The 26,279-nt window shown below is 68.8% G+C and carries 27 protein-coding genes and 2 pseudogenes; 11 read left to right on the plus strand and 18 right to left on the minus strand.

Annotation, left to right across the window (positions count from 1 at the left end; genetic code table 11):
- Nucleotides 1-47 precede the first annotated feature (47 nt).
- Together pdxH and ACQR3U_RS04165 are read left to right on the plus strand one after the other, a co-directional pair.
- The gene (gene pdxH, locus ACQR3U_RS04160; RefSeq protein WP_197481817.1) at nt 48-734 is read left to right on the plus strand and encodes a pyridoxamine 5'-phosphate oxidase; all 687 of its coding nucleotides are present in this window, start codon (nt 48-50) and stop codon (nt 732-734) included.
- On the plus strand, nt 731-1,999 hold the full coding sequence (locus tag ACQR3U_RS04165) for an MFS transporter (RefSeq protein WP_006551656.1): 1,269 nt from the start codon (nt 731-733) through the stop codon (nt 1,997-1,999). The genes pdxH and ACQR3U_RS04165 overlap by 4 nt, the downstream gene beginning before the upstream one ends.
- Here the strand turns inward: ACQR3U_RS04165 and ACQR3U_RS04170 are convergent.
- Nucleotides 1,982-2,929, minus strand: coding sequence for a serine hydrolase (locus ACQR3U_RS04170; RefSeq protein ID WP_019289918.1), 948 nt, complete (start codon nt 2,927-2,929; stop codon nt 1,982-1,984). The genes ACQR3U_RS04165 and ACQR3U_RS04170 overlap by 18 nt on opposite strands.
- Nucleotides 2,926-3,801: a LysR family transcriptional regulator gene (locus tag ACQR3U_RS04175; RefSeq protein WP_039587545.1), complete on the minus strand. Its 876-nt coding sequence runs from the start codon at nt 3,799-3,801 to the stop codon at nt 2,926-2,928. The genes ACQR3U_RS04170 and ACQR3U_RS04175 overlap by 4 nt, the downstream gene beginning before the upstream one ends.
- Nucleotides 3,802-3,968: 167 nt before the next feature.
- Here ACQR3U_RS04175 and bla point away from each other — a divergent pair, with 167 nt between their 5' ends.
- The 4 genes and pseudogenes from bla to ACQR3U_RS04195 all read left to right on the plus strand — a co-directional run bounded on the left by bla (nt 3,969) and on the right by ACQR3U_RS04195 (nt 7,289).
- Nucleotides 3,969-4,946 (plus strand): class A beta-lactamase, encoded by a 978-nt coding sequence (bla, locus tag ACQR3U_RS04180; RefSeq protein ID WP_230809764.1) that lies wholly within the window; start codon nt 3,969-3,971, stop codon nt 4,944-4,946.
- 271 nt (nt 4,947-5,217) lie between these two features.
- Nucleotides 5,218-6,516, plus strand: coding sequence for a citrate synthase (locus ACQR3U_RS04185; RefSeq protein WP_006551650.1), 1,299 nt, complete (start codon nt 5,218-5,220; stop codon nt 6,514-6,516).
- 50 nt (nt 6,517-6,566) lie between these two features.
- A pseudogene (locus tag ACQR3U_RS04190) lies at nt 6,567-6,917 on the plus strand (FKBP-type peptidyl-prolyl cis-trans isomerase); the annotation flags it as partial.
- A gap of 6 nt (nt 6,918-6,923) precedes the next feature.
- Nucleotides 6,924-7,289: an FKBP-type peptidyl-prolyl cis-trans isomerase gene (locus tag ACQR3U_RS04195; RefSeq protein WP_039958015.1), complete on the plus strand. Its 366-nt coding sequence runs from the start codon at nt 6,924-6,926 to the stop codon at nt 7,287-7,289.
- Nucleotides 7,290-7,359: 70 nt separating this feature from the next.
- Here ACQR3U_RS04195 and ACQR3U_RS04200 read toward each other — a convergent pair whose 3' ends face one another.
- Nucleotides 7,360-7,992, minus strand: coding sequence for a TetR/AcrR family transcriptional regulator (locus ACQR3U_RS04200; RefSeq protein ID WP_041803982.1), 633 nt, complete (start codon nt 7,990-7,992; stop codon nt 7,360-7,362).
- 153 nt (nt 7,993-8,145) lie between these two features.
- Here ACQR3U_RS04200 and ACQR3U_RS04205 point away from each other — a divergent pair, with 153 nt between their 5' ends.
- On the plus strand, nt 8,146-9,945 hold the full coding sequence (locus tag ACQR3U_RS04205) for an acyl-CoA dehydrogenase (RefSeq protein WP_230809765.1): 1,800 nt from the start codon (nt 8,146-8,148) through the stop codon (nt 9,943-9,945).
- Here the strand turns inward: ACQR3U_RS04205 and ACQR3U_RS04210 are convergent.
- Genes ACQR3U_RS04210 through ACQR3U_RS04225 form a run of 4 tightly spaced genes read right to left on the minus strand, consistent with a single transcriptional unit; the run spans nt 9,928 to nt 12,289 of the window.
- On the minus strand, nt 9,928-10,440 hold the full coding sequence (locus ACQR3U_RS04210) for a hypothetical protein (RefSeq protein WP_064060212.1): 513 nt from the start codon (nt 10,438-10,440) through the stop codon (nt 9,928-9,930). The two genes, ACQR3U_RS04205 and ACQR3U_RS04210, sit on opposite strands and share 18 nt — an antisense overlap.
- A gap of 44 nt (nt 10,441-10,484) precedes the next feature.
- Nucleotides 10,485-10,976, minus strand: coding sequence for a CinA family protein (locus ACQR3U_RS04215; protein WP_006551643.1), 492 nt, complete (start codon nt 10,974-10,976; stop codon nt 10,485-10,487).
- The gene (locus ACQR3U_RS04220) at nt 10,966-11,742 is read right to left on the minus strand and encodes a pyrimidine reductase family protein (protein ID WP_230809766.1); all 777 of its coding nucleotides are present in this window, start codon (nt 11,740-11,742) and stop codon (nt 10,966-10,968) included. The genes ACQR3U_RS04215 and ACQR3U_RS04220 overlap by 11 nt, the downstream gene beginning before the upstream one ends.
- A gap of 37 nt (nt 11,743-11,779) precedes the next feature.
- A complete protein-coding gene (locus ACQR3U_RS04225) occupies nt 11,780-12,289 on the minus strand; it encodes a flavin reductase family protein (RefSeq protein WP_230809767.1) in 510 nt (169 codons plus the stop codon).
- 98 nt (nt 12,290-12,387) lie between these two features.
- Here ACQR3U_RS04225 and ACQR3U_RS04230 point away from each other — a divergent pair, with 98 nt between their 5' ends.
- From ACQR3U_RS04230 to ACQR3U_RS04240, 3 genes are read left to right on the plus strand one after another with little or no spacing between them, the layout of a single operon-like run.
- Nucleotides 12,388-13,509: a YihY/virulence factor BrkB family protein gene (locus ACQR3U_RS04230; protein WP_230809768.1), complete on the plus strand. Its 1,122-nt coding sequence runs from the start codon at nt 12,388-12,390 to the stop codon at nt 13,507-13,509.
- Entirely contained in the window at nt 13,506-13,928 is a 423-nt protein-coding gene (locus ACQR3U_RS04235) for a phage holin family protein (protein ID WP_006551639.1), read from the plus strand. Before ACQR3U_RS04230 ends, ACQR3U_RS04235 begins: the two co-directional genes overlap by 4 nt.
- The gene (locus ACQR3U_RS04240) at nt 13,925-14,167 is read left to right on the plus strand and encodes a DUF3618 domain-containing protein (RefSeq protein WP_006551638.1); all 243 of its coding nucleotides are present in this window, start codon (nt 13,925-13,927) and stop codon (nt 14,165-14,167) included. The genes ACQR3U_RS04235 and ACQR3U_RS04240 overlap by 4 nt, the downstream gene beginning before the upstream one ends.
- 85 nt (nt 14,168-14,252) lie before the next feature.
- Here the strand turns inward: ACQR3U_RS04240 and ACQR3U_RS04245 are convergent, their stop codons facing one another.
- Nucleotides 14,253-16,145 carry a propionyl-CoA synthetase gene (locus tag ACQR3U_RS04245; protein ID WP_230809769.1) on the minus strand — a complete coding sequence of 631 codons (1,893 nt, stop codon included), beginning with the start codon at nt 16,143-16,145 and terminating at the stop codon, nt 14,253-14,255.
- Nucleotides 16,146-16,275: 130 nt separating this feature from the next.
- Here ACQR3U_RS04245 and ACQR3U_RS04250 point away from each other — a divergent pair, with 130 nt between their 5' ends.
- A complete protein-coding gene (locus ACQR3U_RS04250) occupies nt 16,276-16,950 on the plus strand; it encodes a GOLPH3/VPS74 family protein (RefSeq protein ID WP_230809770.1) in 675 nt (224 codons plus the stop codon).
- Between the two features lie 16 nt (nt 16,951-16,966).
- Here ACQR3U_RS04250 and ACQR3U_RS04255 read toward each other — a convergent pair whose 3' ends face one another.
- The 10 genes and pseudogenes from ACQR3U_RS04255 to ACQR3U_RS04300 form a co-directional block, all read right to left on the minus strand.
- Complete coding sequence (locus tag ACQR3U_RS04255) at nt 16,967-18,472, minus strand: acetyl-CoA carboxylase carboxyltransferase subunit alpha/beta (RefSeq protein WP_230809771.1); 1,506 nt, start codon at nt 18,470-18,472, stop codon at nt 16,967-16,969.
- A gap of 118 nt (nt 18,473-18,590) precedes the next feature.
- Nucleotides 18,591-19,784, minus strand: a complete 1,194-nt coding sequence (locus ACQR3U_RS04260; RefSeq protein ID WP_033096772.1) for an ABC transporter permease — start codon at nt 19,782-19,784, stop codon at nt 18,591-18,593.
- The gene (locus ACQR3U_RS04265; protein ID WP_006551633.1) at nt 19,781-20,671 is read right to left on the minus strand and encodes an ABC transporter ATP-binding protein; all 891 of its coding nucleotides are present in this window, start codon (nt 20,669-20,671) and stop codon (nt 19,781-19,783) included. The genes ACQR3U_RS04260 and ACQR3U_RS04265 overlap by 4 nt, the downstream gene beginning before the upstream one ends.
- On the minus strand, nt 20,668-21,204 hold the full coding sequence (locus ACQR3U_RS04270) for a hypothetical protein (protein WP_006551632.1): 537 nt from the start codon (nt 21,202-21,204) through the stop codon (nt 20,668-20,670). Before ACQR3U_RS04270 ends, ACQR3U_RS04265 begins: the two co-directional genes overlap by 4 nt.
- Before the next feature lies 1 nt (nt 21,205).
- A complete protein-coding gene (locus ACQR3U_RS04275) occupies nt 21,206-21,478 on the minus strand; it encodes a helix-turn-helix transcriptional regulator (protein WP_033096769.1) in 273 nt (90 codons plus the stop codon).
- Between the two features lie 69 nt (nt 21,479-21,547).
- Nucleotides 21,548-21,925, minus strand: coding sequence for an RNA-binding S4 domain-containing protein (locus ACQR3U_RS04280; RefSeq protein ID WP_006551630.1), 378 nt, complete (start codon nt 21,923-21,925; stop codon nt 21,548-21,550).
- Nucleotides 21,926-23,563: an ABC-F family ATP-binding cassette domain-containing protein gene (locus ACQR3U_RS04285; protein ID WP_230809772.1), complete on the minus strand. Its 1,638-nt coding sequence runs from the start codon at nt 23,561-23,563 to the stop codon at nt 21,926-21,928. It abuts the gene before it with no gap.
- A gap of 68 nt (nt 23,564-23,631) precedes the next feature.
- Nucleotides 23,632-23,922: pseudogene (locus tag ACQR3U_RS04290) on the minus strand (MFS transporter); the annotation flags it as partial.
- Nucleotides 23,923-23,964: 42 nt separating this feature from the next.
- Entirely contained in the window at nt 23,965-25,038 is a 1,074-nt protein-coding gene (locus tag ACQR3U_RS04295; protein WP_230809773.1) for a S1C family serine protease, read from the minus strand.
- Entirely contained in the window at nt 25,035-26,165 is a 1,131-nt protein-coding gene (locus tag ACQR3U_RS04300; protein ID WP_230809822.1) for an NAD(P)-binding domain-containing protein, read from the minus strand. Before ACQR3U_RS04300 ends, ACQR3U_RS04295 begins: the two co-directional genes overlap by 4 nt.
- Between the last annotated feature and the right edge of the window lie 114 nt (nt 26,166-26,279).

The raw sequence follows: 26,279 nt of genomic DNA on the forward strand, positions 1-26,279 counted from the left end.
CCCGGATGCCGGGAGTACCGTCGTCGTTCGTGCCGTCCGATTTCCCGTTGCCGCGCCCCGAGGGTGACGACCTCGCGCGTATGCGTGTCGACTACAGCCCGTCCGGGCCGACCGACGAGTCCTCGGCCGACCGCGATCTCACCCCCGGCGATGTCGCCGAGGGCTGGCTTCCGCTGGTGCGTACGTGGTTTGCGAACGCGGTCGCCACCGCGGTGCCCGAGCCGAACGCGATGGTGCTCGCGACCGTCGACGAGCGCGGCCACCCGGCGACCCGCACCGTGCTGTGCAAGAAGATCGACGCCGACGGCCTGACCTTCTTCACCAACTTCGAGTCCGACAAGGGCCGCCATCTGGCCGGGCACCCCTACGCGTCGGCGACCTTCCTCTGGCTACCGGTCTACCGGCAGGTGACCGTCCGCGGACCGGTCGTGCGCGTGCCAGACGAGGAGACCCTCGCGTACTGGCAGACGCGGCCGCGCGGATCCCGCCTGGGCGCATGGGCGTCGCAGCAGTCGCGTCCCGTGGCCGAACGCGCCGATCTCGAGCACGCCCTCGTCGAGGCCGCCGAGCGCTACGAGGTCGACGACGACATCCCGGTGCCGCCGTTCTGGGGTGGATTTCGCATCGTGCCCGAGTCCGTCGAGTTCTGGCAGGGCCGGCCCAACCGGTTGCACAACCGGATCCGGACCCGCCTGGTGGACGGTCGCTGGATCGCCGAGCGTCTGCAACCGTGAGGCGCCTGCTCGCCGACACCACACCGCTGCGCAACAAGGACTACGCCCGGCTGTGGTGGGCCGGGATCGTCACCGTCATCGGTGCGCAGATGGCGGTCGTCGCCGTACCCCAGCAGATCTACGAGATCACCCGGAACTCCGCTTATGTGGGGTTGACCGGCGTGTTCGGGCTCGTGCCGCTCGTGGTGTTCGGCCTGTGGGGTGGAGCGCTCGCCGATGCGATGGACCGCCGGAAACTACTCATCGTCACCTCCACCGGTCTCGGTGTCACGTCGCTGTTGTTGTGGGCGCAGGCCGCGATCGGTCTGAACAACGTGTGGGTACTGCTCTGTCTCTTCTCGGTGCAGCAGGCGTTCTTCGCCGTCAACCAGCCCACCCGGGCGGCGGTGATCCCGCGGTTGCTGCCGGTCGGGCAGATCGCGGCGGCCACCTCGCTGAACATGACGGTCGTGCAGTTCGGGGCGATCGCCGGTCCGTTGTTCGCCGGCGCTCTCATTCCCGTCGTGGGTCTGTCCACCCTCTACCTGCTGGACGCGATCTTCCTGCTCGCCACGCTGTGGGCGGTGGTCCGACTCCCGGCGATCCCGCCGCTCGGTGAGGTCACCAAGGCCGGATTGCGCGCGGTCTTCGACGGTTTCCGGTACCTGTCGGGCCAGAAGATCCTGCTGGCGTCGTTCGTCGTCGACATCGTCGCCATGGTGTTCGGGATGCCGCGCGCCCTGTTCCCGCAGATCGCCCACGAGTCGTTCGGCGATCCGGCGCAGGGCGGCTTCGCCCTCGGTCTGCTGTTCGCGGCCATGTCGGTCGGCGCGGTGATCGGCGGCGTCTTCTCCGGATGGCTGCCGCGGGTGCAGCGCCAGGGTCTCGCCGTGATCGTGTGCATCGTCCTGTGGGGCGTGGCGATGGTCGGCTTCGGTGTCGCGGTGTGGTGGGCCGAGCCCGACGGCAGCGGTCTGCTGCTGTGGGTCGCCCTGTTCTTCCTGGCGTTCGGCGGGGCGGTCGACATGGTGTCCGCGGCCTTCCGCTCGACGATGCTGCAGACCGTCGCCACCGACGAGATGCGTGGCCGCTTGCAGGGCGTGTTCATCGTCGTCGTCGCGGGCGGACCGCGCATCGGCGACGTGCTCCACGGCGCCGCCGCAGCGGCTGCAGGCACGGCCGTCGCGGCTGCCGGTGGCGGCGTCCTCGTCATCGTCGGCACGCTCGTGTGCGTCGTCGCCTTCCCGGCCTTCGTGCGCTACCGGGTCTCACGCACTCTCGGATGACGCGCCTGCGGAGTCGCACGGCAAGGGAGCACGCAACTCCGTGACGGCGATGCGCGCGGCCTCACCGATCGCTGCATCGACGACCGGCAGTACGGGATCCGCGCGGGCGGCGCGGGTGAACACCGCGACGGCGATCGGATACTCGCCGGGGAACTCGACGACCGCCACCTCGTTGCGGATGATGCCGATCGTGCCGGTCTTGCCGGCGATCGCGACCCCGCGATGCGGGAAGCCCGACGCGATGCGGTGCGGCCAGACCTGGGCGCGCATCACCTGCTGCGCGAAGGCGGTGCTCTCGGGCGAGAGCACCGAGCCCGACCACACGGCCTCGAGCAGCCGGGTCATCTCCTCCGGGATGGTCGCGCTCGTGTAGGCCGGGTCGTACGCCGAGACCGTCCAGGCCGCGTCGATGTCGGTGAGCGCCCGGAACGCCTCGACGGTGGTGCGGGTGTCCGTCTCCTCGACGAGGCGCTGATAGACGTCCGCCGTGCCACCGATGATCCGGGTCCGCGTGAGTCCGAGGCGCGCGAGGAGTTCCTCGACGGTGGTCGTGCCGATCTCGCCGAGCAGCACATCGGCCGCCGCGTTGTCCGACACCGTCATCATCGATGCGGCCACGTCGCGTCGGCTCATCGTCACCGGATCCCGGAAGCTCGCGATCCCGGTCGGGCCGGGGGTGCAGTCCGACGGCACGATCCGCAGCTGCCCGGATGCGTCGAGTCGGCCGGCGTCCACCTCCGCGCAGAACGCTAGGAACAGCGGAAGTTTGTACACCGACGCGAGGACCACGCGTTCGTCCCCGCGCACCGACAGCGTCGCCGCACGTGGATCCGAACACCGGCGGGCGTGCAGCCATCCCGTGCACCCGGCATCCGCGAACACCGCGCGGATCCGGTCGACCGCCGTGTCTCGCCGTTCCCCGCCTTTCACCGGACGCGTTCCTTGAACAGCACGCGGTCGAGGGCGTCGACGTGCGCACCGACGTCGGCGTCGGCACGTCGCACGATGCGCACCCGCAGGGCCAGCGCGGACGGAGCCCAGTCCAGCCAGGCCACGCCGGGCACCGAGCCGGGCGGTGAGGTCGACATCCCGAAGTGGGTACCGGCGGCCACGGCGGCGAGCACCGCGCGGTCGTCCGCCGCCGGGGTGGTCTCGACATCGAGTCCGCGTTCGCGCAGCAGATCCTGCGCCGCGTCGAAGGCCGCCGGGTTCCCCGTCCGCGGCGGCGCGGCGAACGTCAGGTCGGAGAGCATCGGCAGACGGGGCCGGTCGGAGCGGGCGCTGCGGTGGTCGGCCGGCACGACCAGCCATCGCCGGAGTTTGACCACCGGGCCGGCCTCGAGTCCTTCGGTCAGAGCCGGATGCTCGACGACGGCGAGATCGCACATGCCCGAGCGGACGGCGTCGACGAGTTCGACCGTGCTCGCGGAACGCGTCGCCACCGTCGCCTCACCGCGTCTGCTCAGAACGGTGACGCACAGGGTGACCAGGCGATCGGGTAGTACGCGGGTGGCACCCCAGTGCAGAAGACCCCGGGCGCGGGCGACGCGCCCGGCCTCGGCGAGGAAACGATCGGCGTCGTCGATGAGGAGACGAGCGCGGGGGAGCAGCTCCGCTCCGGCGGGCGTGAGGACCGCTCCCTGCCTGGTGCGATGCACGAGTTCGGAACCGAGATGCTGCTCGAGTTTCCGAAGTCCTTGTGACAGAGGAGGTTGCGTCATGTCGAGCACCGCCGCAGCCCGGCCGAAGTGTCCTTCCTCCGCGACGGTGACGAAGAACCGGAGGTGGCGGATCAGGTCCATGGCAGGGGATTCAATCAGCACGGGCGGACGATTCACCGACCCGGCCTGTCGCGCGGCCGGATCCCGTCCGTCGTCCCCGCCTCCAACAGCGGCGATAGTTCTTCCGACTCGTGCGGACGGCGGGTGGGTATTGGCGGGGCGACTCCCGTCGGTGGTGTCCTGTCGGCATGACTTCCACCGATTCACTGCTCCGGAAAGGATTGTCGCGCAGGGGTTTTCTCCACTCCGCCCTCGCCCTGTCCTCCGTCGCCGCGGCGGCGGCCTGCGGGTCGCCGGACGGTCCGATCGCCAGGGGGCCGTCGACGACGGCCGATTCGGTACCCGGCACACATCTGCTCGCCGCCGGTGTCGACGAGCGTCTCCGGGAGATCGAGGACCGCTACGCCGTGCGGCTCGGTGTGGTCGCGCAGTCGCCGGTGACCGGGCGCGTCCACACCTATCGGGCCGACGAACGGTTCGCGATCTGTTCTCCGTTCAAGGTTTACGCCGCCGCCGCGATCCTGCGACTCGAGGCGGAAGGATCCCTCCGTCTCGACGAGACCCTCCCGATCGACCCGGAGGACATCGTCGTGAATTCGCCGGTGACCTCGGAACATCAGGGGCGCGTACTGCCGATCGACCGGCTGTGCGAGGCCGCGCTCACCCGCAGCGACAACACTGCCGGAAACCTGATGCTCCAACGGATCGGCGGACCCGGGGCCGTCACCGCCTTCGCCCGTTCCGTCGGGGACGAGACCACCCGGCTCGACCGCTGGGAACCCGAACTCAACGAGGCGGCACGGGGCGACCAGCGCGACACCACCACCGCTGCCGGACTCGCTCGCGGCTTCCGGGAGGTGCTCCTCGGCGCGGGGTTGCCCGCGCCGCAACAGCGGACACTGCTCGGCTGGATGCGCGCCACCACCACCTCGGACACCCGGATCCGCGGGGGATTGCCGCCGGGATGGACGTCGGCGGACAAGACGGGCGGGGGCAATCACGGGACGGTGAACGACGCCGGGGTGGTGTGGTCGCCGGACGGGCAACCGCTGCTGCTGGCGATCCTGTCGGACTCGACCACCGGCGACCCCGACGCACCCCTCGAGGGCGCGCCCGTCGCGGAGACCACCGCCGTGCTGGTCGACGCACTCTTCGCTGTGCCGTGAGTACAGTGGCCGGCGTGGGGCGCCGGATACGCGCAGATCCCCGCGTAACGACCTCGGTGAGACCTGGGTAGTATTGCCGCAGGTTATCGGCGTGTGCCGGCCTTGCGGCGCAGTCGCGGAGGGTGCGGGCGAGCGTTCGGAACCCACATGGACGACATACCGATCGGGGACTTTCGGCGGACCCTGCCGCAGCGCATACCCCGCGCTACGGCTAGGTTCTACGTGAATGTCCGGAAGTTTCTCGTAGGTCTGAGCTTGAGAGGGATCCTTCGTGCCCGCTGAGAATGACACCAACCCCACCCTCAGCTACCCCGGTGGCGAACACACGATGTCGATCGCCAAGGCGACGGAAGGCAATGACGGTATCGAGCTGGGCAAGCTCCTCGCGGCGACCGGGTACACCACCCTCGACCCGGGTTTCGTCAACACCGCCTCCACGAAGTCGGCGATCACGTACATCGACGGCGAGAAGGGCATTCTGCGGTACCGCGGATACCCGATCGAGCAGCTCGCCGAGAAGTCGACGTTCATCGAGGTCAGCTACCTGCTGATCTACGGTGAGCTGCCGACTGCGGAGCAGCTCGAGGTCTTCACCGACAAGATCCGCCGCCACACCCTCCTGCACGAGGATCTCAAGCGGTTCTTCGACGGCTTCCCGCGCAACGCGCACCCGATGCCCGTCGTGTCGAGCGCGGTCAACGCCCTGTCGGCGTACTACCCCGACTCCCTCGATCCGGACGACTCCGAGCAGGTCGAGCTGTCGACGATCCGTCTGCTCGCCAAGCTGCCGACCATCGCGGCCTACGCCTACAAGAAGTCGGTCGGTCAGCCCTTCCTCTACCCCGACAACTCGCTGTCGCTGGTCGAGAACTTCCTGCGCATGACCTTCGGCTTCCCGGCCGAGCCCTACGAGATCGATCCCGAGATCGCTCAGGCGCTCGACATGCTGCTCATCCTGCACGCCGATCACGAGCAGAACTGCTCGACGTCGACGGTGCGCCTCGTCGGTTCCTCGGACGCCAATCTCTTCACGTCCATCTCGGGCGGCATCAACGCACTGTGGGGCCCGCTGCACGGCGGCGCCAACCAGGCCGTGCTCGAGATGCTCGACGGCATCCACAAGTCCGACGGCGACGTCAAGGACTTCGTCCGCAAGGTCAAGAACAAGGAAGACGGCGTGAAGCTCATGGGCTTCGGGCACCGCGTCTACCGCAACTACGACCCGCGGGCCGCGATCGTCAAGAAGACCGCCGACCGCATCCTCAAGAAGCTCGGTGCGGGCGACGAACTGCTCGAGATCGCCATGAAGCTCGAAGAGGCCGCCCTCACGGACGACTACTTCATCGAGCGCAAGCTGTACCCGAACGTCGACTTCTACACGGGCCTGATCTACCGTGCGATGGGCTTCCCGGACCGCATGTTCACCGTGCTGTTCGCCCTGGGTCGCCTGCCCGGCTGGATCGCGCACTGGCGTGAGATGCACTCGGACCCGACCCTGAAGATCGGCCGTCCGCGTCAGATCTACACCGGTTACACCGAGCGCCCGTACACGTCCCTCGAGGAGCGCTGAACCCTCGGAGCGACCGGAAAGATCGACCGAATCCCGACGAGGAGACACGCATGACAAAGCCTGAAATCGAGTTCCAGGAGGGTCCCGCCCCCACCCAGTTGGTCATCAAGGACCTGGTGGTCGGCGAAGGTGCCGAAGCGGAGCCCGGATCGAAGGTCGAAGTCCACTACGTCGGGGTCGAGTTCGATACCGGTGAAGAGTTCGACTCGTCGTGGAGCCGTGGTGAGTCCATCACCTTCCCGCTGTCCGGTCTGATCGCCGGCTGGCAGGAGGGCATCCCGGGTATGAAGGTCGGCGGCCGTCGCCAGCTGACCATCCCGCCGGAGCTCGCCTACGGTCCCGCCGGGTCGGGCCATCGCCTGTCGGGCAAGACGCTCGTGTTCATCATCGACCTGCTCGCCGTGCAGGTGCCGCCGGAGGTTCCGACGGTCGAGCCGGCGACCGGCCCGGCGCCCGCCGATCTCGTCATCGAGGACATCACCATCGGTGACGGCGACGAAGCGCAGCCCGGCGGCGTGGTCGACGTGCACTACCACGGCGTGGAGTACGACACCAACGATGTGTTCGACTCGTCGTTCGCTCGCGGCGACTCCGTCCGCTTCCCGCTCGGACGACTGATCCCGGGCTGGCAGGAAGGCATTCCGGGCATGCGCGTCGGTGGACGCCGCAAGCTCACGGTGCCCCCGCAGCTCGCGTACGGACCGGCCGGTTCCGGGCATCCGCTCGGAGGCAAGACGCTGGTCTTCGTAATCGATCTGCTCGGCGTCGGATAGCCGGACCCGCAACGACATCCGAGGCCCGCAACACCGGTGAGACCACCGGGGTTGCGGGCCTCGTCTTCGTTCAGCTACGGGGCGCCCCGAGCATCGACAATGCGAGGCCGACGTAGTTGCGGGCCAGATCGTCGACGTCCACGCGGCCGGGCCGGTACCAGCGGGCGACGTCGATCCCCAGCGACAGGATCGCCAGTGCTGCGGTGGGCACGTCGCCGACCCGGAACGCGCCGATGTCGACCCCCGAGGAGATGACCTCACGGACCACCGCGTCGGTGCGCCTGCGGATCTCCGCGATCTCGCGGTAGTGCTCCTCCGACAGCGCATGCAGTTCGTACTGCGCGACCCGGCAGGTGGTGTGGTGCACGGCGTGGATCCGCACGAAACGGTCGACGATGGCGCGGATCCGCTCGATCGGGTCGGTGGAACTCGTGGCGGCGCTCTCGACCTCCTCGAGGACGTGGAGGTGCCCGTTGCGGCCGGCCTCGAAGAGCACGGCCTCCTTGGACGGGAAGTGCACATAGAGCGCTGCGGGGCTCAATCCTGCGCCGACGGAGATGTCTCGGGTGGTGGTCGCGTGGTAGCCGCGGCGTGCGAAGGACTCCACCGCGGAGGCGACCAGCCGGCGCGCGACCTCGGATCCACCGCTCGGGAGCGCTGCGACAAGAGAGGCGTCGGGGGTCTGCTCGGGTGTGTCGGTCACGGGGTCCGTCCTGCGGGTCGCGGAGAAGGCGTCGTTGACATCATGCACCGTCGTTGGTCTACTGAGTGAGCGCTTAGTTCGTTCTGCTGAGTTCGTTCCTGCTGAGTTCGCTCCTGCTACGGCCGATATCCGAGTCGCCCGAAAGGATCCTCGATGCCTTCTCCAGTCCTGTCCCGCCGCGACCTGGACTTCCTCCTGTACGACTGGCTCGACATCGAGTCCCTCACCGCTCGCGACCGCTTCGCCGAGCATTCACGGGAGACCTTCGACGCCGTACTCGACCTGAGCGCCGACATCGCCACCAAGCACTTCGCTACCCACAACAAGAAGGGCGACGCTCAGGAGCCTCGCATCGGCGAGGACGGTCGCGTCGAGATCATCCCCGAGGTCAAGGACGCGCTCGACCTGTTCTGCAAGGCGGGACTACTCGCCGGCGGGTTCGACGAGGAGCACGGCGGCATGCAACTGCCGGTCGCCGTGCAACGTGCCTCGATGGCGTGGTTCCAGGCCGCGAACGCCGGCACCTCGGCGTATCCCTTCCTCACCGCAGCCAACGCGAACCTGCTGGTCACCCACGGCAGCGACGAGCAGATCGAGACGTTCGTGCCGCCGATGCTCGAGGGCCGCTTCTTCGGCACCATGTGCCTGTCCGAACCGCAGGCCGGTTCGTCGCTCGCCGACATCACCACCAGGGCCGTGCCCGCCGCCGACGGCACCTACCGGCTAACCGGCACCAAGATGTGGATCTCCGGCGGCGACCACGAACTCACCGAGAACATCGTCCACCTCGTCCTCGCCAAGATCCCCGGCGGGCCGGACGGGGTGAAGGGCATCTCGCTGTTCATCGTCCCGAAATTCCTCGTCGAGGCCGACGGCACGCTCGGCGAACGCAACGACGTCGCGCTCGTCGGCCTCAACCACAAGATGGGCAACCGCGGCACCACCAACACCCTGCTCAACTTCGGCGAGGGCGTCCACACCCCCGGCGGCGAGGCCGGTGCGGTCGGCTACCTGCTCGGTGAGCCGCACGAGGGCCTGTCGTACATGTTCCACATGATGAACGAGGCCCGGATCGGCGTCGGCTTCCTCGCCACCTCCCTCGGCTACGCCGGGTACCTGCAGTCGCTCGACTACGCCCGTACCCGCACGCAGGGCCGGCCGCTCGGCGCCAAGGATCCGGCCTCGCCGCAGGTGCCGCTCGTCGAACACGCCGATGTGCGACGAATGTTGTTGGCGCAGAAGTCCTATGTCGAAGGAGCTCTCGCGCTGGGGTTGTACTGCTCGAAGCTCGTCGACGTGCAGCGCACCGCCGAGAGCGACGACGAGCGCACCCGCGCCGGTCTGCTGCTGGACCTGCTCACGCCCATCGCGAAGTCCTGGCCGTCGCAGTGGTGCCTCGAAGCCAACAGCCTCGCGATCCAGGTGCTCGGCGGCTACGGCTACACCCGCGAGTTCGCCGTCGAGCAGTTCTACCGCGACAACCGACTCAACCCCATTCACGAAGGCACGCACGGCATCCAGGGCCTCGACCTACTCGGCCGCAAGGTGATCATGCAGGGCGGTGCCGCTCTCGCGCTGCTCGGCGAAGCGGTGGGCGAGACGATCGCGCGGGCGACGCAGGCCGGGGGCGACGCCGCCGCCTACGCCCAGCAGTTGGGCGCGGCCGTGGCGCGCGTCGCGGAGACGACCGCGACGCTGTGGTCCACCGGCGATCCCGCTGTGGCCCTGGCCAACTCGTCGGTCTACCTCGAAGCCGTCGGGCACGTGGTGGTGGCGTGGATGTGGCTCGAGCAGCTTCTCGCGGTGGGCGACCGCGAGGGCGACTTCTTCGACGGGAAGCGCGCCGCCGCACGGTATTTCTTCCGTTTCGAACTGCCCAGGACCGGTCCGCAGTTCGATCTGCTCGCAAGCCTCGACCGCACGACCCTCGACGTGTCACCGTCGGTTCTGTAACGACACCTTCCAGATGACCGTCACCGACCCGCCGACCGGTAGCGCATGCCACCGGTCGGCGTAGTCGTCGAAGGTGTCGACGATCCGGTCGACCACCGGGGTGATATCGTGCGCGGACACATATGCCGGAAGGCCCGACGCCAGGCCGCGTCGCGCCTCCCAGACGGGAACGGCGATGCGCGCCAGTGTCTCCGACCTGATCATGTCGGCCTCCGCGCGCGGCGGCATCGCATGCTTCTTCGAGCGCCGACGCCGACCCGCTCTGGTCCGCTCCGCATTGTCGACGGGCCAGAACATGCCGTTGTCGCCCGCGGCCAACTGCCCGAAGACCCCGAGTTCGATACCCGCCTCGTTCTCGACCAGCAGGTGCACGAGGTCGTGGGGGAGATAGGGGTGACCGCCCGGGCCGTTGCGCGGAGCGAGCTCCGGACCGATGTCGCGGTGCACCGCGATCTCGTACCCGATCCCGGGACCCTTCGTGAAGACGACGCGCATGTTCGTGACGTTAGGCCCCGCGGGTGGAAGATCGCATCCGATTTTCAGGCGGATGCGCGCTCGACGAGCAACGACAGGGCGTGACGCACCGTCCTCGCGAGCACGTCCTGGGGATCACCGTCGAAGCGCTGCTCCTCGCTGCGGGTGCCGTCCGGACCGGTCGTCGCGAAGCACACCGTGCCCGGCGGGCGGCCGTCCTGCGGGTCGGGCCCACCGGCTCCGCTCACGGCGACGACGATATCCGCGCCCAGGAGGCGGGAGGTGCTCTCCGCCATCGTGCGGGCCGCGCTCTCGGACACGACGGGGCCCTCCGGAACCTCGAGCAGGCCGTACTTGACCTCGCGCGAGTACGCGACGATGCCGCCGCGGAACCAGTCGGAGCTGCCCTTCGCGGCACCCAGGCGGGCTGCGAGCGTGCCCGCGGTGAGCGACTCCGCGCAGCCGAGCGTCAGCTCCTTGTCGGAGGCGAGCTGTGCCAGCTGCTCGATCAACTCGTCGGAGGTGTCCGTCCCCTCCACCACGTCGTCATCGGCCATGCGTGTCTCCTTCCAGAGCATCGGGTCGCACCCAGCGGGTGAGCAGGGTGCCGTCGTCGTCGCACACCAGGTGCGCACGTTGCAGGGGTGTCAGAGCGGCCGTCGGCGAATGCGCGATACGCGCGGCGCTGCCGGCGGCCAGGACCGGAGCCCAGGTCAGGCACAGCTCGTCGACGACGCCGTCCTCGATCATGCGGCCGAACAGATTCGGTCCGCCCTCGCACAGCACCCGGAGCCATCCCGCCTCGCCGATCGCCGCGAGCAGGGAGGGGCCGTCGATCAGTGCGTCGGCGATGACGCGGACGTCGCCTCCGGCGGCCTCCACCGCGCGCCGGGCGGTCTCGGGGGCCCGTGCGGTCGTGAAGACCACGGGCGGGATCGTCGTGTCGGTGAACAGACGCAGGTCGGGCGGCAGGTCGCACGAGGCGGTCACCACCGCGACCGGCGGTATCGGAGCGAGTCCGGCCTCCTCGCGGCGCACGCGCAGGGCCTCGCTGGTCCTCGCGCCGCCGTAGTTCTCGGCCCGCACGGTGCCTGCGCCCACGAGGATCACATCGGCGAGTTCGCGCAGCAGCCCGAAGACCTTCTTGTCGGCGGGCGAGCCGAGGGCGCCCGATCGTCCCTCGACCGCCACGGCTCCGTCGAGGGAGGACACGAAGTTGATCCGCATCCACGGCCGGGACAGGTCGTCGGGATAGGCGTAGAGAGCGCGCAGCGCCGTGTCGTCCACGTGCTGCGTCGCATCGGTGCCGTCGAGTCGTCGCATGACGCCGATCAGACCACTCCCGCCCGCCGGATGCACGTCACGCGCCGTGCCCGGCGTCGAGATCACCCACGGACTTGAAGGTCATGAGGCGGTCCAGGTCGCCACGGAGCTCACCGCCTTCGGGTTCGAGGAGGAAACCGCCGTGGTCGCCGGTCGTGAAGGTCTCGAGGATCCGGCCGACGAACCACGCGCGCGGGCCGTCCAGCACGGGTAGTGCGTGGGGTCCCTCGTGCCACGAGCAGCGGTCGAACCTGTCGATGTCGTCGCCGGTGTGCTCGCCGAACAGCGCTGCCGGTTCGCGGTCTGCCGGGGTCAGGACGTGCACGGCGAGGTGCTTCGCCTTCGACGCCACCCGGTAGGTCCGGTTCTTGTTCGACAGCGCCACCAGGAAGCGGGCCGGATCGATCGCGGACTGGGTCGCGAAACCGATCAGGCAACCGCTGCGTTCCTCGCCGTCGAATGCGGTGACGATGAACATCGGGTAGTCGAGCTGCGAGGCGATGCCCGCGAAACCGTCGGCGGATCCTTCGAGTGGGGTGTCGGCCATGAGCCGAATCGTACGGCCGTGACACCGCTCCGGCGGTGGGTTCGGCCGCGGTGCGACTGTGAGTTTGATCGGTGTGTGACGGGGGTACCCGCCGCAGTATGGACGCCGAGCACAGAGGTGATGGATCGTTGGGTGCCACCCTCGCCCCCGATGACCCGCGCAAACCCGACTCACCGACCGATCTGTCCACGCCGTCGTGGAAATATGTGCTGCGCAGGACGATTCGGGAGTTCAGTCGGGACCAGTGCACCGATCTCGCAGCCGCACTGACGTACTACGCCGTCCTGTCGCTGTTCCCTGCGCTGCTCGTCGTGGTCTCGTTGCTCGGCGTGTTCGGCCAGGGGCAGACGACGGTCGACACCGTGCTCGGCATGGTCGAGGACCTCGGCCCGTCCTCCGCCGTCGACACCCTGCGAGGACCGATCGAACAGCTCGTGTCCGCACCGACAGCCGGATTCGCCCTGATCGTCGGTATTCTCGGCGCGCTGTGGTCGGCCTCGGGATATGTCGGCGCCTTCGGCCGCGCCATGAACCGGATCTACGAGATCGAAGAGGGCCGGCCCGTCTGGAAGCTGCGTCCGCTGATGCTGCTGATCACCGCTGTGGCCCTGGTGGCCGCCGGGACGACCGCCCTGATGCTCGTGATCAGCGGCCCGGTCGCACGCACGATCGGCGACGTCATCGGCCTCGGCGACACCGCCGTGACGGTGTGGAACATCGTCAAGTGGCCCGTGATGCTTGCGCTGGTGGTCATGATCGTCGCGGTGCTGTACTACGCGACGCCCAACGTGTCCCAGCCGAAGTTCCGCTGGGTCAGCCTCGGATCGCTCATCGCGATCGTCGTGTGGATCGTGGCTTCGGTGGCATTCGCCTTCTACGTCTCGAATTTCGGCAGCTACAACAAGACCTACGGCTCACTCGCCGGTGCGGTGATCTTCCTGTTGTGGTTGTGGATCACCAATCTGGCCCTGTTGTTCGGTGCCGAGTTCGACGCCGAGATGGAACGTGGCCGCCAGCTGCAGGCCGGTATGCCTGCCGAGAAGACATTGCAACTGCCCGAACGTGATTCGCGCGCGAGCGAGAAGAACGCCGCCAAGCTGGAGGAACTCGTCGAGCACGGGCGGAAGCTGCGCGAAGCCCACAGCGCCGACGGCTCCTCCGGAGAGGCGGCCGACCCCGTGGGCCCTACCGGGCCCACGACGGAAAGGAATCCGCGATGACGACACCCGGCAATGCGCGCCCCGTAGCCGAGCAACCGAAGAACCTGTCCACTGTCGAACTCACCGAGCGGCTCACCGAACAGGTCTCGACCCTCGTGCGGACCGAGGTCTCGCACGCGCTCGAGGAAGTCAAGTCCAAAGGCACCCGCATCGGTGTGGGCGTGGGGATCTCGGGTGCGGGAGCGATCCTGTTGTTCCTCGGTCTGGCGACCCTGATTGCGACGGCCGTACTCGGCCTCGCCACCGCCGTCGAACCGTGGCTCGCGGCCCTCATCGTCGCGCTCGTGGTGCTCGCGGTCGGTGGCATCCTCGCCGCGGTCGGTGCCTCGAAGGCGAAGAACGCCGCACCGCCCGTGCCGGAACGCACGGTCGCCAGTGTCCGCGCCGACATCGACGCCGCGAAGGGAGCAACGAAGTGACCGCATCCGACAACGGTGGTCGTCCGGACGAGGTGGCCGACATCGAACGTCAGCGGGCCGAACTCGCCGCGACCGTCGGCGAACTCACCGACAGACTCGACGTGCCCACCCGGGTCAAGCAGTCCGCGGCCGAACGGGCCCAGGAAGTCCGCAACCGGCCCGATCTGATCGCGGTGGCCGGCGGGGTCATCGCGGCCGTGCTCGTGCTGGTGCTTGTGAGGCGCAGACGGAAGAAGTGACGTAGGCGTACTCGAGCGGACGGATACTCGTGTTCTGCACCGAGTATCCGTCCGCTGCTGTGTGCAGGCTCAGCGGGGCGTGCCGTCAGCCGCCGAGCTGTTCCTTCAGCGCGTCGAGCACGGCCGGGTCCTCGATCGTCGACGGCACGGTGTACTCCTCGTGGTCGGCAATCTGCCGCATGGTCTTGCGGAGGATCTTGCCGGAGCGCGTCTTCGGCAGGGCCTGGACCACGGTCACGTCGCGGAAGGTCGCGACCGCACCGATCTGGTCGCGGACCATCGTGACGAGTTCCTGACGCAGGGTCTCGGGCTCGATCTCCACACCGGCCTTGAGCACCACGTAACCCGAGGGGCGCTGGCCCTTCAATTCGTCGCGGATGCCCACCACGGCGCATTCGGCGACAGCGGGATGCGAGGCCACCACGGCCTCCATGCTGCCGGTCGAGAGCCGGTGCCCGGCAACGTTGATCACGTCGTCGGACCGGCCGAGGACGAAGACGTAGCCGTCCTCGTCGATATAGCCCGAGTCGCCGGTGAGGTAGTAACCGGGGAAGGTGTCGAGGTACGACCGGCGGTACCGGTCGTCGTCCTGCCACAGGCCGGCCAGTGTGCCCGGCGGCAACGGCAGGCGGATGACGATGTTGCCCTCGGTGTTCGGATCGACGGGCTTGCCCTCTCCGTCGACGATCTCGACCCGGTAGCCCGGCACGGGGACGGTGGGGGAGCCGGCCTTGAGCGGCATCGCCTCGAGCCCGCGCAGATTTGCCGCGATCGCCCAGCCCGTCTCGGTCTGCCACCAGTGGTCGACCACCGGGCGGCCGAGCACCTTCGTCGCCCAGTGGTAGGTGTCGGGGTCGAGGCGCTCACCGGCGGCGAAGAGCGTCTGCAGCGAGTCGATGGGGTACTTCTTCAGTTCCTCGGCGTTCGGATCCGCCTTGCGCACAGCGCGAATCGCCGTGGGAGCGGTGAACAGTGCCTTGACGCCGTTCTCGGCGATGATCCGCCAGAACGCACCCGCATCGGGGGTGCCGACGGGCTTGCCCTCGTACATCACCGTCGTTGCTCCGACCAGCAACGGGCCGTAGACGATGTAGGAGTGGCCGACCACCCAGCCCACATCGGACGCGGTCCACCACACGTCGCCCGGATCGATGTCGTAGATGTTGCGCATCGACCACGTCAGGGCCACGGCGTGCCCACCGTTGTCGCGGACCACGCCCTTGGGCTTCCCGGTGGTGCCGGAGGTGTAGAGGATGTAGAGCGGGTCGGTCGCCGCGACCGTCACGGGCTCCGCAGGGGACGCGTCGGCGCACAGCTCGTCCCAGTCGAACCACGCCGCCGAGGACGTCTGGTAGTCGGCCGCCGATCCGGGGATCTGATCGCGGTTCTTCACGATCACGGTGTGCGGCGGGGTCGGCGACAGGCCGATCGCCTGCTCGACGATCGGCAGGTACTCGACGGTGCGGCCGGGTTCGAGACCACCGGAGGCGGTGACGAGCACGACCGGCGTGGCGTCGTCGATGCGGGTCGCGAGTTCCTTCGCGGCGAACCCGCCGAACACCACCGAGTGCACTGCCCCGATGCGGGCGCAGGCGAGCATGGCGATGGCGGCCTCGGGGATCATCGGCATGTAGACGATGACGCGGTCGCCGGCGGCGACACCCTGGTCGCGCAGCACACCGGCGAACTTCGCGACCTCGTCGAGCAGTTCGGCGTAGGTGTAGGTGCGCTTGGCCGGAACCATCGCCGAATCCCAGATCAGGGCCGGGCGGTCGCCGTTGCCGGCGTCCACGTGCCGGTCGAGTGCGTTGACGCTGGTGTTCAGGGTGCCGTCCGGGAACCACTTGTACGACGGTGCCGCCGAGTCGTCGAGAGCTCGCGTCGGCGCGCTCTCCCACTCGACCGCGCGGGCGGCCTCGAGCCAGAATCCCTCCGGATCTTCGGTGCTCCGACGGAACGCCTCCTCGTACGAGCCCATCGTTCGTGTCCTTCCTCGACGGCGGTTGTGGCCCGAACCACTCTATGTGACCTGCAAGGGGGTGGCTGCAGGTCTGCGTCGGACGGACACGACCAGGCGACGAACGGACGAAGTGCCTACCCTGAGCCGCATGACCTCGATCGCGGAAGACCTGCTGCTCCTGCTTCTGGACGACGAATCGGGAAAGGCTCTCGTCGACGGAGTGAAACTGCCCCGCGTTCTCGCGGGTGCGGTGCTCCTCGAACTCGCCCTCGACGACGTGGTGGCGGTCGACACCGATGGGGAGCAGGTGAAGAAGGGGCGGATCGCGATACGCACCGAGGCACGACCCGCCGATCCGATCCTTGCCGAGGCAGTCGAGCGTCTCGGCTCGGGCAGGCCGCTGAAGCCGACGTCGGCCATCGAGAAACTGCAGAAGGACCTGCAGGAGAAGCTTCTCGCGCGGGTCGTCGAGCAGGGCTGGGTCTCGGAGGAGCGCGGGAGGATCCTCGGCGTGTTCCCGACGAAGAAGTGGCCCGCGATCGATTCCACCCACGAGCAGCGCGTCCGCGACCTGATCCGCACGGCGTTGATCGACGGCCTGACCCCGGAGCCACGCACCGCGGCGCTGATCGCGCTGCTGTCGGCGGCGGATGCGGCGCCGAAGGTGTTCCCGGACGCCGACAAGCGGGCGGTGAAGAAACGGGCGAAGGAGATCGCGCAAGGCGAGTGGGCGGCCGAGGCGGTGCGCGACGCCGTCGCGTCCGTCAACGCGGCGATGACGACCGCCCTCATAGCCGGCGGAGCGGTCGCGGGTTCGAGCTGATCCGGATCGCGCCGGGTCAGGAGTGCACGCCGAGCTTGCGGTACCGCTCGATCCGTCGCCGGTAGCGGTCCTCCGCGGGTTCCTCGGTGAGGATCGCGAGTTCGCGGGCCACCGCGGCACCGATCCGCTTGACGAACGAGACGGGTTCCTCGGTGGCGTCCGGATGCTCGGGGACGACCGCGTCGACGACACCGTTGCGCAGCAGATCGCGGGAGCGGATCCCCTGATCCTGCGCCATGGCCGGTGCGTGGGTGGTGTCGCGGTGCACGATTGCACTCGCGCCTTCGGGCGGGAGCGGGGCGAGCCAGCCGTGCTGCGCGCACAACACGCGGTCGGCGGGCAGCAGGGCGAGCGCGCCGCCTCCGGTTCCCTGACCGAGCAGCACCGACACCGTCGGGGTGGGCAGAGTGACGAGATCGGCGAGGCAGCGGGCGATCTCGGGTGCGAGCCCGCGTTCCTCTGCCTCCTTCGACAGCGACGCGCCGAGGGTGTCGATGACGAGCACGAGCGGCAGGCGCAGTTCGTCGGCGAGACGCATCGCGCGGCGGGCCTCGCGCAGTGCTCCCGGCCCCATCGTGCGTTCGGGTGACTGTCCCGCACGGTCCTGGCCGAACATCACACACGACACGCCGCGGAACCGGGCGAGGGAGAGCAGGACGGTGCGATCGGATTCGCCCTCACCGGTCCCGGACAGGGGGACCTGCGCGGAGGCGGCGTGACGCAGCAACTGCCGGATACCGGGCCGTTCGGGCCGTCGGCTGAGCATTACCGAATGCCAGGCCGGGATGTCGGGCACGTCGTCGACGGTGGTGATCGCCGGACTCGACGTCACCTCGGGCCGGTTGCCCTCGACGAGTACGCGCAGCAGCCGGTGCACGACCTGACGCACACCGCCGAGGGGCACGACCCCGTCGATCACGCCCTTGCGGTACAGGTTCTCCGCGGTCTGGACGTCCTCGGGGAAGTTCTCCTGGTAGAGCGCCTTGTAGACGCGCGGACCGAGGAACCCGACGAGCGCGCCCGGTTCGGCGGCAGTGACGTGCCCGAGCGACCCCCACGACGCGAACACCCCGCCCGTCGTCGGATTGCGCAGGTACACGAGATAACCGAGATGTGCGGCCTTGTGCGCAGCGACGGCGGCGGCGATCTTCACCATCTGCACGAAGGCGAGGGTGCCCTCCTGCATGCGGGTGCCACCCGAGGTGGGCGACGCGAGCAGGGGCAGTCCCTCGGCGGTCGCGCGTTCGACGGCGGTGACGATGCGTTCGGCGGCGGCGACACCGATCGAGCCTGCGAGGAAGGAGAATTCGCACACGATCAGAGCGACCCGGCGGCCGTGGACGGTGCCCGAACCGGTGAGCACGGATTCGTCGACCCCGGACTTCTCGGCGGCCCTGTCCAGATCGGCGAGGTACTTCTCGCCGGCCCCGACATCGATCGGCGGAACGTCCCAGGAGACGAAGCTTCCCGGGTCGAGCACCTTGTCGATGAACTCCTGCGCCGAGATCCTGCTACCGGCCACGTCGCCTCCACCTGTCCTCGTCCGTCGCGGTCAACCTATACCGGCGCGAACGAGGGGGAGGACATGTGCGTGTTCTTGCGACACACCGCATATATCCTCCCCCTCGTTGTGGGATCGGCTATCGGCCGAGCGCTTCCTTCCACGTGACCGTCCGGCCGATGCGCAGGATCGACCGCTGGTAGATGCGCGCGGCGATCACACTGAGCATCGCGATCGCGGCGACCATCAGCACGATGGTGCCGACGATCTGCACCGGCGTGGCCACGCCCGCCGCGATGCGCAGCGGCATGAGGATCGCGGAGAACGGCGGGATCCAGCTCAGCGTGGTGCTCCATCCGGCCTCGGGGTCATCGACCGACGAGAACGCCGCGAAGAACATCGCGAGAATCAGCATCACCAGCGGACCCGAGGTGGAATTGACGTCCTCCTGCCGCGACACCATCGACCCCGCCGCCGCGTAGAGGACGGCGAAGAACGCGAAGCCGAGGACGAACCAGCCGAGGGTGCCGGCGAGCACGCCGAGGGCGGTGCCGGTGATCGTGAGGGTGTCGGTGGCGAGCGCCGTGCCGACACCGACCGCGCCGTAGGCGGTGAGTTGCAGGAGCCCGACCGCGCCGATGCCGAGGATCTTGCCCCACAGCAGTTGCAGGGGACGCAGCGTGGACAGCAGCAGTTCGACGACACGCGAGGACTTCTCCTCGACGACACCCATCGCGACGTACATGCCGAACATCAGGATCTGCATGTACAGCAGGATCACCGCGATGATCGAGAGGATGATGCGTTGTCCCTGTTCGGGGTCCGGCGGGTCGATGGCGTCGACGGTCACGGTCGCCGCCGAGACGTCGGCCGCGACCGCGGCGGGATCGACGCCGCGGTCGGTCAGCGCGGCGACCTGGGCCTGCTGCACGACAGCGGCCTCGACGACCGCGCGGACGTCGGTGTCGAGTTCCGATTCGGTGATCGCTGTGACGGATGCGCCGTCGCCGGGGACGAGCGCGACGTCGAGATCGCCGGAGGACACCTGCTCACGGGCGGTGGCGGCGTCGGGAACGTCGGAGACCTCGAGCGGAGTGCCGACGGTCTCGCCGAGCGACTCGATCGTCGTCTGCAGCGCGGGCGCCCCCACGACTCCGACGGTGGGCCGGTCGTCGTCGCCGCCGGACAGGATCGAGGTGGCGACGATACCGACGACGATCGCGACGAGGATGATCGCGTTGCTGATCAGGAAGCTCTTCTTCTGAACCTGCGTGACGAACTCGCGCGACGCGACGAGACCGACCGCGCGGGCGTTGCTCAACGGGGCGCTCATGCGGAAACCACCTCTCGGAACAGCTCGGTCAGGGATGGGCGTCGGAGCGAGAACTCGTGGACCGGGCCGGTGGCCAGGGCCGCCTTGAGGATCAGCTGGTCGTCGGCGCCGGGGGTGACGGTGAGCACGGTGCGCTCGTCCTCGTACTCGGCGTGCGTGACGCCCGGCAGACCGTGCGCCCAGCCTCGGGGTGCCTGCGGCGCGTGGACGACGAGGAGCGCGTCGCCCTTGGACCGCAGGTCGTCGACGGTGCCCACGGCGCGCATCCGACCTGCGCCGATGATGCCCACGCGGTCGCACAGGCGCTGGACGAGGTCGAGCTGGTGGCTCGAGAACACCACCGGCACGCCATCTTTCGCCTTCTCGAGCAGGACGTCGCTCATGACGTCGACGGCTACCGGGTCGAGGCCGGAGAACGGCTCGTCGAGGACGAGGACCTTCGGGTCGTGCACGAGAGCCGCGGCGAGCTGCACGCGCTGCTGGTTGCCGAGCGATAGGGCGTCGACGGTGTCGCCGAGACGTTCTGCGATGCCGAGCCGTTCGGTCCACCGTTGCACCGCCTCCGACGCCTCCGACTTCGAAAGGCCGTGCAGCCGAGCGAGATAGGACAGTTGCTTGCCGACCTTCATCTTCGGATACAGGCCGCGTTCCTCGGGCATGTACCCGATGTTGCGGCGCATCTCGAGGTCGACCGGCTTCCCGTCGATGCGGACCTCGCCGGAGTCGGCGGCCAGGACGCCGAGGGTGATCCGCATAGTGGTGGTCTTGCCGGCGCCGTTGCTGCCGACGAAACCGAACAATTCGCCGGGGCGGACTTCGAAACTCACGCCGTCGAGAGCGACCGTGTCGCCGTAGCGCTTCGAGAGATTGTCGATCGTCAGTGTCACAGCAGGTCCTCCGGATCGTCGTCGGGGCGGGTCCAGGCGAGCAGAACGGCGGGCAGGCAACCGCTGAACAGTATCGAGGCGAGAGCGAATCCGCCTGCGGAATAGGCGAGTGCTCGATGGTCGATCGAGTCGATCGCCGGGCTCCACAGCAACGCGAAGATCGGGATCATCAGCAGGCCCTGCGCCACGGACAGACCGATCGAGCGGGCGCTGTTGCGCTCGGCGATCTCGCGTTCATCGAGGGCGCGACGGGGTGCATCGGACTGCCTTCCCGACACGATCTGCAGACACGTCCAAGTGGGCAGGAACACCAGCGTCACCGGCAGCCAGGCGATCGCCGCCGCCATCGTGAAGTACGACGCGATCGACGCGACGAACATCAGCGCGATCAGCACCATGACGGCGACGGCGAGGATGCGGCGGCGACGGCGGGTACGCCAGTTCGGCATCCACCCCCCGGTGATCTCCTCGTTCTTCAGGAACCTGCGGGTGCGGTACTCCTCGTAGCGATCGAGCAGGGATTCTGTGGTCATCTCAGGCCTCCTTCCGGGGCTTGTACAGCTCGGTCGACAACGGCGTGAACTCGGTACGGGAGAAGACGGCTTCGACCGGTAGTCCGAAGACATCGCAGATGCGGAAGGCGAGATCGAGGCTCGGATAGTGGTCGCCGCGTTCGAGTGCTCCGACGGTCTGCGGGTTCACATCGATGAGCGCGGCCAGTTGTGCGCGGCTCATGCCACGCTCCGCGCGCAGGACGCGGATGCGGTTGTAGATGGGGAGAGCTTCCCCACGACGTACCGGACTCATGGAACAAAGTGTTGTGAAAACCCAACGCTTTGTCAATGGGTGAGGATGGATCGATATGTCGTAGTGTTGTCAGTCGTCGTCGGCGAAACCGCGGAGACGGTCGAGTTCGCGGCGTTCCTTCTTCGTCGGACGGCCCGCCCCGCGGTCGCGGCGGGGGAGCGCCGCGAGGATCTCCTTCGGTGGAGGCGGGGGACTGTGATCGATGTAGGCGGTCGCGGCGATCGGTGCACCCACGCGCTTGTTCACGAGCTGGGTGACCTCGACGATCTTCTCCGTTCCGTGCGCGCGTACGCGGACCTCGGCTCCGATCGTCACCGGCGTCGACGGCTTGGCCGTCACACCGTCGACGCGGACGTGCCCGGCGCGGCACGCGCTCGCCGCGGCGGACCGGGTCTTGAACAGCCGGACCGACCACGTCCAGCTGTCCACGCGCACGCTTCCACCCATCTACATCAACTCCTCGCTCAGCTTCCCGTCGTCGAGCATCCATCGACGTGTCGTCCGTGTGGTCTCCAGCATGCGGCGATCGTGCGTGATCAGCAGTAGGGTTCCCTCGAAACTGTCGACGGCCTGCTCGAGTTGCTCGATCGCCGGCAGATCCAGGTGGTTGGTGGGTTCGTCGAGCACCAGCAGATTGACGCCGCGTGCCTGCAGCAGTGCGAGTCCCGCGCGGGTGCGTTCGCCCGGCGACAGCGACGACGCCGTCCGCAGGACGTGGTGCCCTTTGAGGGCGAACTTCGCCAGCAGGGTCCGCACGTCGGCGTCCGGCCAGTCGGGCACGTTGCGCCCGAACGCCTCGACCAGCGGTTCGTCCCCCTCGAACAGGCTGCGGGCCTGATCGATCTCGCCGACGAGAACACCCGACCCCAGCGACGCGCGACCGGTATCCGGTTCGATCGTGCCGAGCAGCAACCGGAGCAGCGTAGACTTCCCGGCGCCGTTCGGGCCGGTGACGACGATGCGGTCGCCCCACTCGACCTGCGTGGTGATCGGCCCGAGGACGAAGTCGCCCCGCTGGACGACGGCCTCGCCGAGGGTCGCGACCACCGTGCCGCTGCGCGGGGCGGCGGCGATGCACATGCGCAGTTCCCATTCCTTGCGCGGCTCCTCGACGACGTCGAGCCGCTCGATGCGCCGCTGCGTCTGACGCGCCTTCGCCGCCTGCTTCTCGGTGGCCTCCGCGCGGTGCTTGCGTCCGATCTTGTCGTTGTCCTTGGACTTGCGGCGCGCGTTGCGGACGCCGTGTTCGAGCCAGTTGCGTTGCATCCGGGCGCGTTCCTCGAGCTGCGACTTGGTGTCGGCGAACTCCTCGTACTGTTCGCGCGCGTGTCGGCGCGCCACCTCGCGCTCGACGAGATACGCCTCGTACCCGCCCTCGTAGACCGAGATCTGCTGCTGCACGGGATCGAGTTCGACGATGCCCGTCACCGTGCGCGCGAGGAATTCGCGGTCGTGGCTGACGACCACCAATGCCGTGCGTGTCTCGTCCACGAAGCGTTCGAGTCGTTCGAGGCCGGCCAGATCCAGGTCGTTCGTCGGTTCGTCGAGCAGGAGCACGTCGTAGCGCGACAGCAGCAGTGCCGCCAGCCCGGCGCGGGCGGCCTGGCCACCGGAGAGCGCCGTCATCGGAGCGTCGAGGCCCGCTTCCAGGCCGAGGTCGGCGATCACCTTTTCGGCACGCTCGGCGAGGTCGGCCCCGCCGAGCGCCAGCCACCGTTCGAGCGCCGGGGTGTACTCGTCCTCGTCGGAGTCGCCGAGTCGCTCGGCAGCGGCGTTCATGACGTGTTCTGCCGCCGCGACACCCGTGCGACGTGCGAGGAAACCGAGGATCGTCTCGCCCGGCACCCGTTCGGGCTCCTGGGCGAGATAGCCGATGGTGGCGTCGGGCGGGCTGAGGACCACCGAGCCGGTGACATCGGCGTCACCGATCCCTGCGAGGGTCGTGAGCAGCGTCGATTTCCCGGCGCCGTTGGCCCCCACGAGGCCGATCACATCGCCGGGTGCGACGGTGAGATCGAGTCCGTCGAACAGGACACGTTCCCCGCGGGAGGCCGACAGGCCGTTGATACGAAGTGTTGCGCTCACGCTCCGAGTATCCCGGGTGCGACGAATCCGAGGTCCGGCGCGGGTCGGTACCGGCCACGAGCGGCCCCTCAGCCACCGCACTCCGCGGGCACGATCCCATCGTCGCCCACCGGGACGGCGTCGAGTGGATTGTCGATCTCGTCGCGCCGCGTCCGGGCCGCGACGATCACGATCACCGCGGCGACGGCCGGCACCAACCCGGCGATCGCGAAGGTCGGCGCGAGCCCGACCGTGAGGGCCAGCGGCCCGGCCACGACCATGGACAGCGGCATGAACACGATCGAGACGAAGAAGTCGAGACTCGAGACCCGACCGAGCAGGTGCGCGGGCACCCGCCGTTGCAGCAGCGTTCCCCACACCCCCGGGTGACCGATCAACCGATTTTTCCGTGAGCGTCGCCGTCAGCGTGCGGGTCCGACTTCGAGAACGATGTCTGCGGAACGTCTTTCGTCGTTCTCGGTGGTCCACTCGATCGACACGACGTCGCCGGGACGGTGACGGAGCAGACGTTCCTCGAGTTCTCCGGTCGACGAGACGCGCTCCCCGTCGAACGACACCACGACGTCGCCGGCGTCGAGACCGGCGTGATAGGCGGGACTGTCGTAGGACACCCACAGCACCTCGGCCCCGAGATCCTGCCCGTCCTTGCGGGCGGTGGTGACGCTCGCGCCCAGCCGGGGCGTCGGGCCCACGTGCACCGACCCTTCGCTCACTCCCGTCCGCACCTGCTCGACGACGGTGATCGCCTCGGTGATGGGCACGGCGTACGCCTCGGGGGTCGTATCGGGCGAGGTGTCGATGTTCCGCTGCACCGCACCCGCGGTGTTGATCCCCACGACCGTTCCGTACTCGTCGACGAGCGGCCCGCCGGAATCACCCGGCCGGATCGGGGCGTCGGTGCGGATCATCCCGGTGAGGCGGTGCCGCGAACCGTCCGTGGCGTCGCGCACCACCACGTTGCGGTCGAACTCGACGATGGTGCCGGGTGTCGCCACGACGACCCCACCGCCCTGGGAGTTCCCGAAGGCCGTGACCCGGCTGCCCACCGGCGGCAGGTCCTCGGCGATCGCGGCGGCCGGAAGGTCGCTCGCGGTGCCGAGTCGCAGGACCGCGAGGTCGCGCTCGCGGTCGTAGCCGAGGACCTCGGCGTCGTAGATCAGGCCGTTCGCGCCGCTGACCGCGCTGATGTCGGTGGCTCCGCTCACCACATGATGGTTCGTGACGACCGTGCCGTCGGGGGTGATCACGATCCCGGTGCCCGTCATGCCCGTCCATCCCGCGCTCGCGTCGATCGTCACGACGACCGGCAGGGTGCGCGCGGTGAGTTCGTCGGCGGTCAGCGGTGTCGGGGAAGGAGCGACCGGCGCCGGCGGTGGGGGAGGGAGTGCGACGTCGACCAGGGCCGGTGCCGATGCGACGAGACTGGCGGTGGTCGCGAGCGCGACCAGCAGCACCGATCCGCCCCGCCCGCTCACTGCTGCGGCACCTCGCCGGTGAGATGGTCGACCAGTTCCCGGGCCGCGGCGCGACCGGCGCGGTTCGCTCCGATCGTGGACGCCGACGGGCCGTAGCCGACGAGATGGATGCGCGGATCCTTCGCGACGCGGGTCGCGAGCCGGCCGTCCATCGTGATGCCGCCACCGGCGTTGCGCAACGACAGCGGTGCGAGATGGTCGAGGGAACTCCGGAATCCGGTGCACCACAGGATGACATCGACGTCGAGTGTCCGGCCGTCGCTCCAGCGGACGCCGGTCTCGGTGATCTCGGAGAACATCGGGGACCGCTCCAGCGCGCCGCGTTCGCGCGCGGCCCGAAGCGCCGGGGTGAGCGGGAGCGCGGTGACGGAGACGACCGATCCGGGTGGCAGTCCGCGTCGTACCCGATCCTCCACGAGAGCGACGGCGGCGTGACCGCGCTCGGCCGTGAAAGGTTCCTCGCTCCAAGCAGGTTCGCGTCGCGTCACCCAGGTGGTCTCGGTGACGCGGGAGATCTCGTCGAGGAGCTGGACCGCGGAGATGCCGCCGCCGACGACGAGCACGTGCTGCCCGGTGAACTCCTCGGCCGTTCGGTAGTCCTTGGTGTGCAGCTGCCGTCCGGTGAACCGCGCGGCGCCGGGATACCAGGGGACGAAGGGGCGCTCCCAGGTGCCGGTCGCGTTGATGATGCCGCGTGCCGCGTAGACGGCCAATTCGGTCTCGACCCGCAGTCGCTCGCCGCGGTCGCACACGACCCGCACGGTGGTGGGGCGGTGGACGGGAAGGTCGAACTCCTTCTCGTAGGCGGCGTAGTACTGCGGTACTGCAGAGGCTGCCGGAACCTCGCCCGCGGAGGTGTCGACGACGTCCGCGAACGCGAGGCCGGGCAGGTCGTGGACGCCGTTGACGGTGCTCAGTGTCAGTGATGGCCAGCGGTCCTGCCATGCCCCGCCGGGGCCGAACGAGCGGTCGAGGACGACGAATCCTGTTTCGGGTGCGACTCCGAAGCGGGTGAGGAAGTAGGCGGTCGACAGGCCGGCCTGCCCGGCGCCGATCACGACGATGTCGACCGGCGCCGCATCGGCGGTCTGTACCTCGGCCGCATCGAGTGCCTCGTCGGCGAGCATCGCGAGCCTCCCTCTCGGGTCGTTGTCCTTCATCATGCCGCGATCGCGGCCGGTGCGCGGAGGGAACGCTGTCCGCAGCCGTAGAAATGTGATATCATTTTAATATCGCTTTGA

The sequence above is a fragment of the Rhodococcus sp. IEGM1339 genome (assembly GCF_050321925.1).
Taxonomy (GTDB): domain Bacteria; phylum Actinomycetota; class Actinomycetes; order Mycobacteriales; family Mycobacteriaceae; genus Rhodococcus; species Rhodococcus pyridinivorans.

Bases quoted from the DNA above. Each gene is read 5' to 3' on its own strand.
- ACQR3U_RS04175 (WP_039587545.1), bottom strand. From the start codon at position 3,801: ATGGACCTGATCCGCCACCTCCGGTTCTTCGTCACCGTCGCGGAGGAA.
- bla (WP_230809764.1), top strand. From the start codon at position 3,969: ATGACTTCCACCGATTCACTGCTCCGGAAAGGATTGTCGCGCAGGGGT.
- ACQR3U_RS04205 (WP_230809765.1), top strand. From the start codon at position 8,146: ATGCCTTCTCCAGTCCTGTCCCGCCGCGACCTGGACTTCCTCCTGTAC.
- ACQR3U_RS04210 (WP_064060212.1), bottom strand. From the start codon at position 10,440: ATGCGCGTCGTCTTCACGAAGGGTCCCGGGATCGGGTACGAGATCGCG.
- ACQR3U_RS04215 (WP_006551643.1), bottom strand. From the start codon at position 10,976: ATGGCCGATGACGACGTGGTGGAGGGGACGGACACCTCCGACGAGTTG.
- ACQR3U_RS04220 (WP_230809766.1), bottom strand. From the start codon at position 11,742: ATGCGACGACTCGACGGCACCGATGCGACGCAGCACGTGGACGACACG.
- ACQR3U_RS04225 (WP_230809767.1), bottom strand. From the start codon at position 12,289: ATGGCCGACACCCCACTCGAAGGATCCGCCGACGGTTTCGCGGGCATC.
- ACQR3U_RS04230 (WP_230809768.1), top strand. From the start codon at position 12,388: ATGGACGCCGAGCACAGAGGTGATGGATCGTTGGGTGCCACCCTCGCC.
- ACQR3U_RS04235 (WP_006551639.1), top strand. From the start codon at position 13,506: ATGACGACACCCGGCAATGCGCGCCCCGTAGCCGAGCAACCGAAGAAC.
- ACQR3U_RS04245 (WP_230809769.1), bottom strand. From the start codon at position 16,145: ATGGGCTCGTACGAGGAGGCGTTCCGTCGGAGCACCGAAGATCCGGAG.
- ACQR3U_RS04250 (WP_230809770.1), top strand. From the start codon at position 16,276: ATGACCTCGATCGCGGAAGACCTGCTGCTCCTGCTTCTGGACGACGAA.
- ACQR3U_RS04260 (WP_033096772.1), bottom strand. From the start codon at position 19,784: ATGAGCGCCCCGTTGAGCAACGCCCGCGCGGTCGGTCTCGTCGCGTCG.
- ACQR3U_RS04270 (WP_006551632.1), bottom strand. From the start codon at position 21,204: ATGACCACAGAATCCCTGCTCGATCGCTACGAGGAGTACCGCACCCGC.
- ACQR3U_RS04275 (WP_033096769.1), bottom strand. From the start codon at position 21,478: ATGAGTCCGGTACGTCGTGGGGAAGCTCTCCCCATCTACAACCGCATC.
- ACQR3U_RS04280 (WP_006551630.1), bottom strand. From the start codon at position 21,925: ATGGGTGGAAGCGTGCGCGTGGACAGCTGGACGTGGTCGGTCCGGCTG.
- ACQR3U_RS04300 (WP_230809822.1), bottom strand. From the start codon at position 26,165: ATGCTCGCCGACGAGGCACTCGATGCGGCCGAGGTACAGACCGCCGAT.